Annotated in this window: 9 protein-coding genes; 6 read left to right on the top strand and 3 right to left on the bottom strand. The window is 68.1% G+C overall.

Annotation, left to right across the window (positions count from 1 at the left end; all coding sequences use genetic code 11):
- The first annotated feature begins 1 nt into the window (after position 1).
- The 5 genes from QOZ99_RS03225 (at position 2) to QOZ99_RS03245 (ending at position 7,653) form a co-directional block, all read left to right on the top strand.
- On the top strand, positions 2-487 hold the full coding sequence (locus QOZ99_RS03225) for a cytochrome c-type biogenesis protein (protein ID WP_306888471.1): 486 nt from the start codon (positions 2-4) through the stop codon (positions 485-487).
- A gap of 95 nt (positions 488-582) precedes the next feature.
- On the top strand, positions 583-2,148 hold the full coding sequence (locus tag QOZ99_RS03230) for a Do family serine endopeptidase (protein ID WP_306888472.1): 1,566 nt from the start codon (positions 583-585) through the stop codon (positions 2,146-2,148).
- 309 nt (positions 2,149-2,457) lie between these two features.
- Positions 2,458-3,138 carry a response regulator transcription factor gene (locus tag QOZ99_RS03235; RefSeq protein ID WP_306888473.1) on the top strand — a complete coding sequence of 227 codons (681 nt, stop codon included), beginning with the start codon at positions 2,458-2,460 and terminating at the stop codon, positions 3,136-3,138.
- The gene (locus tag QOZ99_RS03240) at positions 3,122-4,534 is read left to right on the top strand and encodes a sensor histidine kinase (RefSeq protein WP_306888474.1); all 1,413 of its coding nucleotides are present in this window, start codon (positions 3,122-3,124) and stop codon (positions 4,532-4,534) included. The genes QOZ99_RS03235 and QOZ99_RS03240 overlap by 17 nt, the downstream gene beginning before the upstream one ends.
- Positions 4,535-4,608: 74 nt before the next feature.
- Positions 4,609-7,653, top strand: coding sequence for a bifunctional [glutamine synthetase] adenylyltransferase/[glutamine synthetase]-adenylyl-L-tyrosine phosphorylase (locus QOZ99_RS03245; RefSeq protein WP_306888476.1), 3,045 nt, complete (start codon positions 4,609-4,611; stop codon positions 7,651-7,653).
- A gap of 12 nt (positions 7,654-7,665) precedes the next feature.
- Here QOZ99_RS03245 and QOZ99_RS03250 read toward each other — a convergent pair whose 3' ends face one another.
- Both QOZ99_RS03250 and QOZ99_RS03255 read right to left on the bottom strand, forming a co-directional pair.
- The gene (locus tag QOZ99_RS03250) at positions 7,666-8,781 is read right to left on the bottom strand and encodes an NAD(P)/FAD-dependent oxidoreductase (RefSeq protein ID WP_306888477.1); all 1,116 of its coding nucleotides are present in this window, start codon (positions 8,779-8,781) and stop codon (positions 7,666-7,668) included.
- Positions 8,782-8,790: 9 nt separating this feature from the next.
- The gene (locus tag QOZ99_RS03255; protein ID WP_306888478.1) at positions 8,791-10,998 is read right to left on the bottom strand and encodes a PAS domain-containing sensor histidine kinase; all 2,208 of its coding nucleotides are present in this window, start codon (positions 10,996-10,998) and stop codon (positions 8,791-8,793) included.
- 369 nt (positions 10,999-11,367) lie between these two features.
- Here QOZ99_RS03255 and fae point away from each other — a divergent pair, with 369 nt between their 5' ends.
- Positions 11,368-11,907: a formaldehyde-activating enzyme gene (fae, locus tag QOZ99_RS03260; protein ID WP_183188017.1), complete on the top strand. Its 540-nt coding sequence runs from the start codon at positions 11,368-11,370 to the stop codon at positions 11,905-11,907.
- Here fae and QOZ99_RS03265 read toward each other — a convergent pair.
- On the bottom strand, positions 11,901-13,373 hold the full coding sequence (locus QOZ99_RS03265; protein ID WP_306888480.1) for a sensor domain-containing diguanylate cyclase: 1,473 nt from the start codon (positions 13,371-13,373) through the stop codon (positions 11,901-11,903). The genes fae and QOZ99_RS03265 overlap by 7 nt on opposite strands.
- Positions 13,374-13,432: the final 59 nt, after the last annotated feature.

Consider the following 13,432-nt stretch of genomic DNA (forward strand, 5'->3'; position numbering starts at 1 on the left):
CATGCACCGTGCGCTGCTTCTCGCCCTTCTCGCGCTCGGGCTGCTGGCCGGTCCGCTCCACGCCGTTCAGCCGGACGAGATGCTCCCCGATGCGGCGCAGGAGGCGCGGGCGCGCCAGCTCTCCAAGGAGCTGCGCTGCATGGTGTGCCAGAATCAGTCGATCGACGATTCCGATGCGCCGCTGGCCAAGGACCTGCGCCTGCTCGTGCGCGAGCGTATCAAGGCAGGCGACAGCGACGGCCAGGTGATGGATTTCCTGGTGTCGCGCTATGGCGAATTCGTGCTGCTGCGCCCCACGCTGCACGGCGCCAACATCGTGCTCTGGCTCGCGCCGTTCCTCGTGCTGGTCGTTGGCGGCGCCGGCCTCTGGCTGGCCTATCGCCGCCGCGGCAGCCGGCCCGCGCCGACCGCTCCGCTGAGCAATGAAGAGGAAGAAAAGCTCCGCCGCGTGCTCTCCGAAAATTCCGGCGACGTTACCAAACTGTAACACCACCGCCAGCCTGCGTTAAGGCGCGGACACCTATCTTCTCGTTCGAACCTTCCCGATGGGGAAGCGAGATCTGGTTGAACGAGGAACGACATATGTCGCGCAACGCGCTTTCCGACACCACCAAGACTTCGTCCTCCACGCTGCGCCGCAGCCGTTCCCGGCTGCTCGCGGGCGTGTTCACCCTGGCCCTCGCCGGTGGTGTCGTTGGCGGTGTCGTCCTGCCCGAAATCGTGACCCCCGCCGAGGCGCAGCTCAGCACCAACCAGCCGGCCAGCACGTTCTCCTTCGCCGACATCGTCGAGAAGGTCTCGCCGGCCGTCGTCAGTGTGAAGGTGAAGAAGGACGAGGACGAAGTCGCGTCGAATGACGACGAGCCCGGCATGCAGAACGTGCCGCCGCAGATCGAGCGCTTCATGCGCCGCTTCGGCCTCGGTCCGAACGGCCAGGGCGGTCCCGATGCCGGCCCGCGCCGCGGTGGTCCCGGCCATGGCCGCGTCGTCGGCCAGGGCTCCGGCTTCTTCATCTCGGCCGACGGCTATGTCGTGACCAATAATCACGTGGTGGACGGCGCCTCGGAAGTCGATGTGACGCTGACCGACGGCAAGAGCTACACCGCCAAGGTGGTGGGTACGGATCCGCGCACCGACGTGGCGCTGCTCAAGGTGGACGGCAAGGGCGATTTCCCATGGGTGAAGCTTGCCGAAACCGCGCCGCGCGTCGGCGACTGGGTGGTCGCGGTCGGCAACCCGTTCGGTCTTGGCGGCACGGTGACGGCGGGCATCGTCTCGGCGCGCGGCCGCGATATCGGCTCGGGCCCCTATGACGATTTCCTGCAGATCGACGCGCCGATCAATCGCGGCAATTCCGGCGGCCCGACCTTCGGTCTGAACGGCGAGGTCATCGGCGTCAACACCGCCATCGTCTCCCCCTCGGGCGGCAATGTCGGTATCGCCTTCGCGATCCCGTCGGAGACCGTTTCGCAGGTGGTCGAGGCCCTGAAGTCCGGCGGCCAGGTGGCCCGTGGCTATGTCGGCGTGCAGATCCAGCCGGTCAGCGACGAGGTCGCCGAGGCAATGGACCTCAAGGACGCCCAGGGCGCGCTGGTCGCCCAGGTGCAGCCCGGCACGCCCGGCGAGAAGGCCGGCCTCAAGCCCGGCGATATCGTCACCGCCATTGACGGCGAGACCATCAAGGACTCCCGCGAAATGTCGCGCGAGATCGCCCGCAAGAAGCCCGGCGTGACGGTGAAGCTGAGCGTGCTGCGTGACGGCAAGTCCATCACCGTGCCGGTCACGCTGGAGCAACTGCCGACGGACGTTGCCTCGAACGATGCCCGCAAGGGTGCCGATCAGGAGCAGAACAACCGTGACGTGCCCCGCCTCGGCCTGTCGCTGGCGCCCGCCAAGGGTGTCGCCGGCGCCGGCGACCTGGGCGTGGTCATCACCGAGGTCGACCCGAACGGCCCCGCCGCCGAGCGTGGCCTGAAGGCGGGCGACGTCATCCTCGACGTTGCCGGCAAGCCGGTGATGAAGCCCTCCGACGTGCGCGACGGCCTCGCCGCCGCGAAGAAGGACAACCGCAAGGCCGTGCTGCTGCGCGTCAAGTCGGAGCAGGGCACCCGTTTCGTGGCGATCTCGCTCGGCGACAACCGCGGCTGACGCGGCGCCGGGGATCATTCCGGGGGCGCCCGCTCGGGCGTCCCAAGGGATCGGTTCCGTCTGCGGTCTGTCCCGTCGCCCCCTTGGACTGCAGATGGCCGGTGGCGCGGGGAGTCCTTCAGGACTTCCCGCGTCGTCCTTTTTCAGCGGGGGCGATGGTGCAACCCGGCGGCTCCGATAGGCGCGAGGCTCGAAATGACGTACATGGAGACGAATTCGAATCTTGCCGCCGCCGCCGATTCCTCTGCGGGTTCGGGCCTTCCGGCCCTCGACCCGGCGGAGGTCAGGAAATCCGCCGAAGAATTTGCCATGCGCCTGCTCGTCGTCGAAGATGATCGCGATGCCGCCGACTATCTGCGCAAGGCTTTCCGCGAAGCGGGCCATGTGGTGGATGTCGCAACCGAGGGCGAGGAGGGCCTCGCCCTCGCGCTGGACGGTGGCTATGACGTGCTTGTGGTCGACCGCATGCTTCCGCGCCGGGATGGGCTGTCGCTCATCGCCCATCTGCGTGGGCGCGGCGACCAGACCCCGGCGCTCATCCTCTCCGCTCTCGGCCAGGTCGATGACCGCGTGACCGGGCTGCGGGCGGGTGGCGACGACTATCTGCCAAAACCCTATGCCTTCTCCGAACTGCTGGCCCGCGTCGAGGCGCTGGCCCGGCGCGGCGGCCCGCAGGCGGCCGATACGCTCTATCGCGTCGGCGATCTCGAACTCGACCGGCTGGCTCATCGGGTCACCCGCGCGGGCCAGGAGATCGTGCTGCAGCCGCGCGAATTCCGGCTGCTCGAATATCTCATGCGCCATGCGGGGCAGGTGGTGACGCGCACCATGCTCTTGGAGAATGTGTGGGACTATCATTTCGATCCGCAGACCAACGTGATCGACGTCCATGTCTCGCGGCTGCGCTCCAAGATCGACAAGGGCTTCGATCCGCCGCTGCTCCACACGGTGCGCGGCGCGGGATACATCCTTCGTGACGGCGCTCGGTAGGCTCATCCGGACGACCGCGTTCAAGCTGATCGCGGCCTATCTCCTCGTCTTCGCGATCTTCGCCGGGTCGGTGATCGCCTATCTCGGCTGGCACACGCAGCGCCTCGTGACGCGGCAGGCCGTGGAGGCGATCGAGAACGACACCAGCTTCATGCAGGCTCAGTTCGAGCGCGGCGGCGTTTCGCGGCTGGTGCAGGTGGTGAACCGCCGCTCGCGCGCGCCCGATGCCGGGCTGCTGCTCGTCACCAGCTTCAATGGCGAGCCGCTCGCCGGCAACGTGCTGAACCTGCCGCTGAACTTCCTCGACAAGCAAGGCTGGCGCGAGATCGACTATGTTCGCTCGGAAGATCAGGCCGCCCCGCCTAGCCGGGCGCTGGTCAATGTGCTGTTCCTGCCGGGCGAGTTCCGCCTGCTGATCGGTCGCGACGTGGTCGAGCGCGAGGAACTGCGCAAGATCATCATCGGGCCGGCGCTGTGGGGGCTCGGCCTGCTGGTCGTGCTCGGCGTCGCGGGCGGGCTGTTCGTCACCCGCCGGGTGCTCAAGCGGATCGACCAGATGACGGCGATCTCCGATGGCATCATGGCTGGCGACATGTCCGGCCGCCTCGCGGTGGCTGGCACCGGCGACGAGTTCGATCGGCTCGCCTTCAGCCTCAACGCCATGCTCGATCGCATCGAGGCGCTGATGGCGGGGCTGAAACAGGTCTCCGACAACATCGCCCATGATCTCAAGACCCCCCTCACGCGCCTGCGCAACCGCGCCGAGGATGCGCTGCGCACCGCCCGCTCCGACGAGGAATGGCGGGCGGCGATCGAGCAGACCATCGACGAATCGGACGGGCTGATCCGCACCTTCGATGCGCTCTTGATGATCGCCCGCGCCGAAGCCGGGCAGGCGAGCGCCTCCGCCGTGCGGTTCGATCTCGCCGACACGCTGGCGAGCGTCGCCGAGCTTTACGAGCCGGTGGCGGATGAGAGCGGGCTCGACCTCACGCTCGAATTCGTGGAGCCGCTTGGCGTGATCGGGGTGCGCGAGCTGCTCGCGCAGGTGCTGTCCAATCTCATCGACAACGCGATCAAATACAGCGCGCCGGACACCCCCGGCGGGCGCGGGACAATCCGTCTGGCGGCGAGCCGCGTAGACGGAAAGGCGCGCATCGTGGTGGCCGATTGCGGCCCCGGTATCCCCGAGGCGGATCGTCCACGCGTTCTGGAGCGCTTCGTCCGGCTGGAGGCGAGCCGCACCCGGCCGGGCTTCGGGCTCGGCCTGTCTTTGGTGGTGGCCGTGGTGCACCTGCATGGCGGCTCGCTGCGGCTGGAGGATAACGAGCCGGGGCTGCGCGTGATCATCGACCTGCCTCTGGCACCGGCCGTGGAGGAAGTGGCGGCCGTGTGAGGGACGCCGCGGCGGCAGCGATTTGGCAACCGGTCGCGGTTACGCTAGGGAGCGGTATGGAGGGTGCGGCCCTGATGGCGAGAATGCACAGCGGCACCGGAGAGGCATCCCGGCATGAGGGGAGCGGCGCGCCCGACCCGCTGGCGGCCCGCATGCGGCTCGATCCCGGAATACGGGCGCCCGCCCGGCTGCCCGCCGCCGTGCGGCACCTGTTCGCTCCCGAACACGCGCAGGCCGACGGATCCGAGGCCCGCCTTGCGGCGCTTGCCGCGCGATTCCCGGCCATGCGCGGCGTACTCGCGCGCGTCGCGGCATATTCCCCCTTCCTCACCGAGTTGATGCGGGCCGACCCGGAACGCCTCGTGCGCATCCTGGAGGCCGATCCGGCCGATGGGCTGGCCCGGGCGCGCGCGGCGGCAAGGGCCGTTCTCGCCGTCACCGAGGATGAGGCCGAGGCGATGACGGCGCTGCGCCGGCTGCGCGCCGAGACCGCCCTGACCGTCGCGCTGGCCGATATCGGCAATGTGCTCGATCTCGCCGAGGTGACATCCCAGCTTACCGACAGCGCCGACGGTGCCATCGCGGCCGCGACGCATTTCCTGTTCCGCGAGGCGCAGGCCGCCGGCAAGCTGCGCCGGGGGGCGGTGAAGGCTGGTGGCGCCTCCGAGCATGCATCCTCCGACACGCCACCCGGCTTCACCGTGCTCGCCATGGGCAAGCATGGGGCGCGCGAACTCAACTATTCCAGCGATGTCGACCTCATCGTGCTCTACGATCCCGAGGTGGCGCCGCTGAAGGCGGGTGTCGAGCCGACGCCCTTCTTCGTGCGGTTGACCCAGCGTCTTGTCCGGCTGATCCAGGAGCGGACGGCGGACGGCTATGTCGCGCGGGTGGACCTGCGGCTGCGACCTGATCCCGCTTCCACGCCCATCGCCCTCTCCGTCGAGGCGGCGCTTGATTATTATGAGCGCGAGGGGGCCACCTGGGAGCGCGCGGCCTATATCAAGGCGCGGCCGATCGCCGGCGATATCGCGCTCGGCCACAGCTTCCTGCGCCGGCTTTCTCCCTTCGTCTGGCGTCGTTCGCTCGACTATGCGGCGGTGTCCGATGTTCATGCGATGAAGCAGGATATCCATGCCTTTCGCGGGCATGCGGCCATCGCGGTCGAGGGGCACAATGTGAAGCTCGGGCGCGGCGGCATCCGCGAGATCGAGTTCTTCGCCCAGACCCAGCAATTGATCGCCGGCGGCCGCGATCCGCGCCTGCGCACCCCACGCACGCTGGAAGCGCTTGCCTTGCTGGCCGAGACCGGGTGGATCGGCGAGGGCGCGCGCGGCGAGCTGGACGAGGCCTACCACTTCCTGCGCCGGGTGGAGCATCGCCTGCAGATGGTAGCGGATGCCCAGACCCACACACTGCCCGATGACGCCGAGGCGCTCGCCGCCTTCGCGCGCTTCATGGGCTATACCCGCCGCGAGGACTTCGCCGGCGCGCTGGTCGAGCGCCTGTCGCGGGTGCAGGATCACTATTCCAAGCTGTTCGAGGACGCGCCGCCGCGCGCGCTGGTCGAAGGGCGGCTGGATTTTCCTGCCGCCAAGGACGATCGCGAGACGCTGGCGACCCTGCACAAGCTCGGCTATGGCGATCCGGTCGCGGCCAGCGCCACTGTGCGCGCTTGGCTCGCCGGTGACGACTATCGCGCACTGCGCCCGGACATGGTGCGCACCAGCCTTGCCGCCATCCTGCCGCTGCTCATCGACGCGCTGGCTCGCGGCGGCGCGGCGGATGCGGCGCTGGCGGCGGCGGACCGCTTCTTCCGGGAATTGCCCATCGCCACGCGGCTTTTGCCCGCGCTGGTGCATCACCCCGATCTGGTGCGCCTGCTCGCCACGATACTGGGCACCGCCCCCCGGCTCGGCGAGATGCTGGCGCATCGCCCCTCGTTGATCGACGCGCTGCTCGATCCCGCCTTTTTTGGCGCGCTGCCGGACGAATCGGCGCTGGCCAACCGCCTTGCCGCGCTGATCGAGGGGGCGGAGGGCGAGGAGGACCTGCTCGACCAGGCCCGCCGCTTCCGGCAGGAGCAGCATGTGCTGATCGGCGTGCGCATCCTCTCCGGCACCCTGCCGGCCGCGCGCGCGGGGGAGGCCTTCGCCCGGCTGGCCGACGTCATCATCCGCGCGCTGGAGCGACCGGTGACAGCCCGCTTTCGCGAGGCTTACGGCAAGGTCGCCGGCGCCGAGTTCGCCGTGCTCGCCATGGGCAAGCTCGGGGGGCGGGAGATGACCGCCGGCTCCGACCTCGATCTCATCGTGCTCTATGATTTCGACGAGGAGCGACCCGAGAGCGATGGTTCCCGCCCGCTCCATGGCGCGCAATATTTCGCCCGCCTGACGCAGCGCTTCGTCAGCGCGCTGACCACGCCGACCAATGCCGGCCAGCTCTATGAGGTGGACCTGCGCCTGCGCCCCTCCGGCCGGGCCGGCCCCGTGGCAACCAGCCTGCCGCGCTTCGAAACCTATCAGGCGGAGGAGGCGTGGACCTGGGAGCACATGGCGCTCACCCGCGCCCGCGTCGTCTCGGCCTCGCCCGGCTTTCGCGCGCGGGTGGAGGCGGCGATCGCCGAGGTGCTGCGCCGGCCGCGCGACAGGGCGCGGCTGGCCGCCGATATCATCGACATGCGCGGCGCCATTGCCGACGAGAAGGGCGATGATGACCCGTGGGACCTGAAATATGCCCGGGGCGGACTGATCGACATCGAGTTCATCGCCCAATATCTCGTGCTCACCCATGCGCGCGCGCATCCGCAGGTCATCGATACCGCCACCGCGCGGGTGATCGCGCAGGCAACACAGGCGGGGCTGCTCGACGCGCAGGATGGGCAGGTACTGGGTGATGCCTGCCGGCTGATGCATGACCTGACGCAGGTGCTGCGGCTCGCGCTCACGACGCCGTTTCAAAGCGCTGAGGCGAGCCCGGCGCTGAAGCGCCTGCTGGCCCGTGCCGGCGCGATGCCGGACTTCTCCACGCTCGAAGCGCATCTGTTCGAGACGCAGGCGGCGGTGCGCGCGACCTTCGAGCGGCTGCTGGCGGCGGCGCCCGCGCGCCGACGCGCCTGAGAGAGCCGCGCTTCAGGAAAGCTGTGTCGCGACCCGATCACCAATGGCGAGGCTGGAGGTGAGGCCGGGCGATTCGATGCCGAACAGCTGCGCGAGGCCGGGCACGCCGTGGTCGGCCGGCCCATCGATGCGGAAATCGGCGGCCGGAGCGCCCGCCGGCACGATCTTCGGCCGTATGCCCGCATAGGCCGGGTTCAGCGCGCCGTCGGGCAGCGCGGGCCAATAGTGGCGGATGGCGGCGTAGAACGCATTTCCACGCAACGGGTCAACCTCGTAGTGCGGCGTGTCGATCCATTCCGTGTCGGGCCCGAAGCGCGCCTGTCCGCCGAGGTCGAGCGTGAGATGCACGCCAAGGCCCGCCTGCTCCGGCACGGGGTAGATCAGCCGCGAGAACGGCGCCTTGCCGGACAGGGTGAAATAGGACCCCTTGCAGTAATAGGCTGGCGGAACCGCCTCCGCCGGAATGCCGGCAATGGTCCGCGCCAGCGGCACGGCGCCGTGCCCGGCGGCATTGACGAAGAGCCGGCAGGCGAGCGCCATCGGCTCCTCGCCGCCCACGTCGAGCGAGAAGCCATCCCGCTCCACGCTGCCGCGCAGAATGGGAGCATTGAAGGCGATCATGCCGCCCGCGTCTTCGATATCGCCGCGCATGGCGAGCATGAGCGCGTGGCTGTCAATGATGCCGGTAGAGGGCGACAGCAGCGCCTCGACCACGTTGAGCGCCGGCTCCAGCGCGCGCGCCTGCGCCCCGGTGAGAGGCTGGAGATCGGTGACGCCGGCGGCACGGGCATGGGCGTCGATGGCGGTGAGCTTTGCCGTCTCCGCCGCGCTGGCCGCCACGATCAGCTTGCCGCAGCGCCGGTGCGGGATGGCGCGCGCGGCGCAATAGGCATAGAGCGCGTCGCGGCCGGCGACGCAGAGCTGGGCCTTCAGCGAGCCGGCGGGGTAATAGAGGCCGGAATGGATCACCTCGCTGTTGCGCGCCGAGGTGTCCGAGCCGATCAGCCCGGTGGCCTCCAGAACCAGAACCTCAAGGCCCCTGAGCGCCAGCGCCCGGGCCACCGCCAGCCCCACCACACCCGCGCCGGCCACGACGCAGTCGACAAAAGCCCGATCCGTTCCGCTCATGCCCGCTTCTCAGTTTTCCGATAGTGCCGCATGGCGATACTGCAGCGCGGGGCGTCCGTGCAATGGCAGGCGCAGGATCACGGTGGTTCCCACCCCCTCGGAGGAGCGGATGCGCATGGTGCCGCCATGCAGTTCCACCAGCGACTTGGCGATGGCGAGGCCGAGGCCCGAGCCCTTGTAGGTCTTGGTGAACTGGCTTTCCACCTGTTCGAAGGGGCGGCCGATCTTGGCCAGAGCGCTCCGGGGAATGCCGATGCCGGTATCCTCGATCACCATCAGCGCGGAGCGGGCGGAGGCGCGGGTGCGCAGCGTGATGCGCCCATGCTCGGGCGTGAACTTGATGGCGTTGGAAATGAGGTTGAGCGTGATCTGCTTGAGGGCGCGCCGGTCGGCGTCGACGGTCACGTCCACGTCGCTCTCGCTGGTGATGGTGAGCTGTTTCTCATCGGCGCGCACCGACATGACGCGGATGGCATCCTTGATGATCTCGTCGAGCTTGGTCGGCTGCAGCGTCAGCTGCACGCGGCCGGCCTCGATGCGCGACATATCGAGAATGTCGTTGATGACGTCGAGCAGATAACGGCCGGAATCGCGGATATCGCGGCAGTATTCGTTGTATTTCAGGTTGCCGAGCGGGCCGAACAGGCCGCTCTCCATCAATTCGGAAAAGCCGATAATGGCGTTGAGCGGCGTGCGCAGCTCATGGCTCATATTGGCGAGGAACTCGGACTTGGCGCGGTTGGCGTCCTCGGCCTTGTTCTTCTCGTCGGCATAGTTCTGGGCGAGTTCGGCCAGCTGGAGGGCCTGCATCTCCAGCGTCTGCTGCGATTTTCGCAGGTCCGCGACCAGTGCCATCAGCCGCTTCTCGCTCTCCATCAGCCGCTCTTCGTGGCGTTTGAGCGCGGTGATCTCGGTGCCGACCGAAACGAAGCCGCCATCCTTGGTGCGCCGTTCGGTGACCTTCAGCCAGCGCCCGCCTTCCAGCTGCGCCTCGAAGGCGCGCGCGCCTTCCTCCGGCCGGTCCTCGGTGCGCAGGGGAATGCGCACCACGGGCTGGCGGGCAATGGCGGCGATCGCCTCGAACGGCGTGCCGGGCGCGACATTGGTATCGCCGAAGCCGTGCAGCGACTGGAATTTGGAGTTGCACAGCACCAGCCGGCTGGCGCTGTCCCACAGCACGAAGGATTCCGAAATGCTCTCGATGGCGTCGCGCAGCCGCATGTCGGCGGTGGCGGTGCGTTCGGCGAGGCGGCGTTCCTCGGTCACGTCGACCGCGATGCCGACGAGATGGGGGGGCTCGCCATTGTCCTGCGGCACCACCTCGGCCCGCGCCCGCAGCCAGACCCAATGGCCGTCGGCATGCTTCATGCGGAAGACACGCTCGATGATCCGGCCCGGCTTGTCGGCGATCTCCTTGGCGACATCATAGAGGTTGGTGTCGTCGGGATGGACGAGGGCGGAGACCTCGCCGAAGGAGATGAGTTCGTCGCGGGGTTCATGGCCGAGCAGTTCGAACATCGAACTGGACCAGAACATGCGCCCGCGCCCCATGTCCCAGTCCCACAGGCCGCAGCGCCCGCGCGAGAGGGCGGTGTCGATGCGCGCACGCACGGTGTCGTAGATGCCGTCCGCCTCGCGCGCCCGCGTCGCCTGCCAGTGGAAGGCGAAGCCCAGGATCAGCAGGACCGCGCCGGTCGTCGACAGCAGCGTGACGGTCAGGATCGTATCGGACTGCCAGGTGGCCAGCGCGCTCGACAAGGGCTGCACGGCGACCAGTTGAAGCGGCACGGCGTGCAGATTGTGCACCGTCGCCAGCGCGGCGGAGCCGTTGGCCAGGGTCACGTCCAGCACGCCGGCATCCTCGGCGAACACGGCGATGGCCTGCACATTGGCCAGGATGGTGCGGATGTCGTCGGCGGTCTCCGTGCCGGGCGCCTCGTCATGAATGGCGACGACCTTGCCGGCCGTGTCGATCAGCCCATAGCGGCGGCCCTCCTCGGTGGCGCGCGAGGGCAGGCCCGATTTCAGCAGGCCATCGGGCGCGAGCCCGCTGCTGCCGCGTCGGTCGATCTCGCTGGCAATGGCAACGGCGAACAGCGCCAGTTCGTCCTTGGCGCTGGCGACGGCGTCGGCGCGGTAGGATCGGATCTGGACGGCGGAGGCGATGGCGACGATTGCTATGAAGGCGACGATCAGGGCAGGGACGGCCCTGCGCATGAAAGGTTCGGCGTCGACAAGCCGTTGATAGGCGGGTCTCGCCACCGAACGCGCCAAGCCTCTCATGGCTTGTACGCGCACGGAAGCGCCCGCAGCGTTGGCGCGCGCCATCGCCGGCCTCCCCCGAAGTCCTAGTGCCCCGTCCGCGAAAGGAGCGATGTGCCGCATCTCTCCGAATCAGCTTGATTTGAATCCAATCGACCTCGCGCGTCCAGAGTCCGCAGGAGTCAAGTTAACGAATTAGCAACCTGTGGGTGTTTTCGGGTCGTCGCGGCGATGCATCGACGATGTCGCGGCCCGCCATGGACGAAGAGGCCGCGTCGATGCTATTCGCGATCGCTTGAAGATGCAGGCGATGGAGAATGAACAATGAGCGAGATCTGGTTCCGTACCGGCGAAGCAACGGTTCTTGCGGCTGAGGGACAGTTCACCGACGCCATGCCCGAAGTGCTGATCGGCTCGGTGCGCGGCCCGGCCGGCCAGGCCTTCGCCTCCATGATGGGGCAGGTGCAGGGTCACACCCGGATGTTCGTCGTGCGCGACCTCAACCAGCAGGTGCGCCCGGCAACCATGATGACGACCAAGGCCACCATCCACACGCTGGAATATGTCGACCTGCTCGGCGGCGTGGTGCAGGGCGCCATCGGCGATGCGATCGTCGACGCCCTGGTCGAGGGCATCCTGCCCAAGGATCAGGCCGACGAACTCTGCATGATCGTCATGGTGTGGCTCGACCCGCGCTGCGCGGAGGATCCCAATCTCGACAAGGCCGATCTCTACCGCACCAATTACGAGGCGATGAAGATCGCGCTGGAGCGTGCGATCACCGGCAAGCCGACGGTCGACGAACTGATCGCCAACCGCAAGAGCGTGAAGCACTACGCGCTGGACGGCGTCATCGACTATTGAGCCGGATCAATGCGGGGTTCCCGACCGCGCGTTCGCGAGCGCGCGGTCGGCGCATTCTCCGTGACCGTCATGGTGCGCAGCGTGCCGTCATTCGAGATGCCGGCTGAAGCGATGCAGTTGCGGCCGGCCTGCTTGGCGGCATAGAGCGCGCGGTCGGCGGCGTGGATCACCACGGCCGGGATCATGTTCGTGCCCGGCGGCGAGGCCCCATCGAACACGGAAATGCCAATGCTGACCGTGACATGGCCCAGCGAGCTGCCGGCATGCGGCAGCCGCAGCGCCCGAACGGCGTCCAGCATGGTTCCCGCCATGACGAGAGCGGTGGATTCGTCGCTGTCGGCCAGCACGGCCGCGAATTCCTCCCCGCCATAGCGCGTGACCAGGTCGCCGGCGCGATGCACCGACTTGCGCAGCGCGGCCGCGACCTTGCGCAGGCACTCGTCGCCTTCGAGATGACCGTGCAGGTCGTTGTAGCTCTTGAAATGATCGACATCGATCATCATCAGTGCCAATGACGGGGGATGACGACCTCTGCGGCGCATCTCGCGCGCCAGCACCTCGTCGAACTTGCGGCGGTTGGGCAGTTCGGTGAGCGGATCCATCTCGGACAGGGCGGTGAGGCGGCGGTTGGCGTCGACAAGCTCGCGTTCAAGCTTTTCGCGCTGGCGTACCGTGGCCGCGAGTTCCTGCTCGACATGCTTCTGGCGGGTAATGTCCACGCTGGTCGCGAGCAGGCGCAGCGGCCGGCCCTCGGCGTCGCGCGCGACGATGCGGCCCCGTGCCATGATCCAGATCCACCTGCCGCTCTTGTGTGACACGCGGTAGGTGGCCTCGAACAGATCGGTCCTGCCGTCGAGCAGATCCTGGTAGCGTTTCAGCACATAGGGGCGGTCTTCCGGATTCACCACGCTCCAGGCAATATCATCCGTGCCGCTCACTTCTTCGCGCGACGCATAGCCAAGTCCATGCTTCCAGTGCGGCGAGCGCCGGACCCTGTTACTCGGGATGTCGAGTTCCCAGATCCACTGATTGGCGTTCTCCAGCGCGAACGTGATGCTCTGTTCCATCTCGGCCAGCGCATCGGTGGTCCGGCGCCGCTCGGTGATGTCGACAAAGGCGATGGACAGTCCGACGACCGTCCCGCTCGCGTCGCGGAACGGTTCCGCGGTGACGAGGTAGACATTGTCCCGCCCGGGAATCGACATCTCGCGTTCGTCGATCGACGCGCCGGCCATGGCGCGGGCCAGGCCACGCCTCACCAGATCGGAGGAGCCGGGAACCAGCGCCTCGACCTCCTGCCCGACAATCTCATCGAGCGGGCGGCCAAACATCGCGGCAAGGCGCCGGTTGCCGTTCATGCATGTGAGGTTGCGCCCGATCATGGCGAGTGCAACCGGCGCACTGAGATAGGCCGACGACAGCGTCGTCAGCTCGAATGTCTCGGGGACCGTGCCGTCAGCCACCATGGACCGCCATGTGTCCTGCAATCAATCGTGCAGGCCACGGACTGTAGCGCCAATCCGTA

Origin of the sequence: Ancylobacter amanitiformis (genome assembly GCF_030814815.1) — a bacterium.
In the GTDB taxonomy this organism is placed as follows: Bacteria; Pseudomonadota; Alphaproteobacteria; order Rhizobiales; family Xanthobacteraceae; genus Ancylobacter; species Ancylobacter amanitiformis.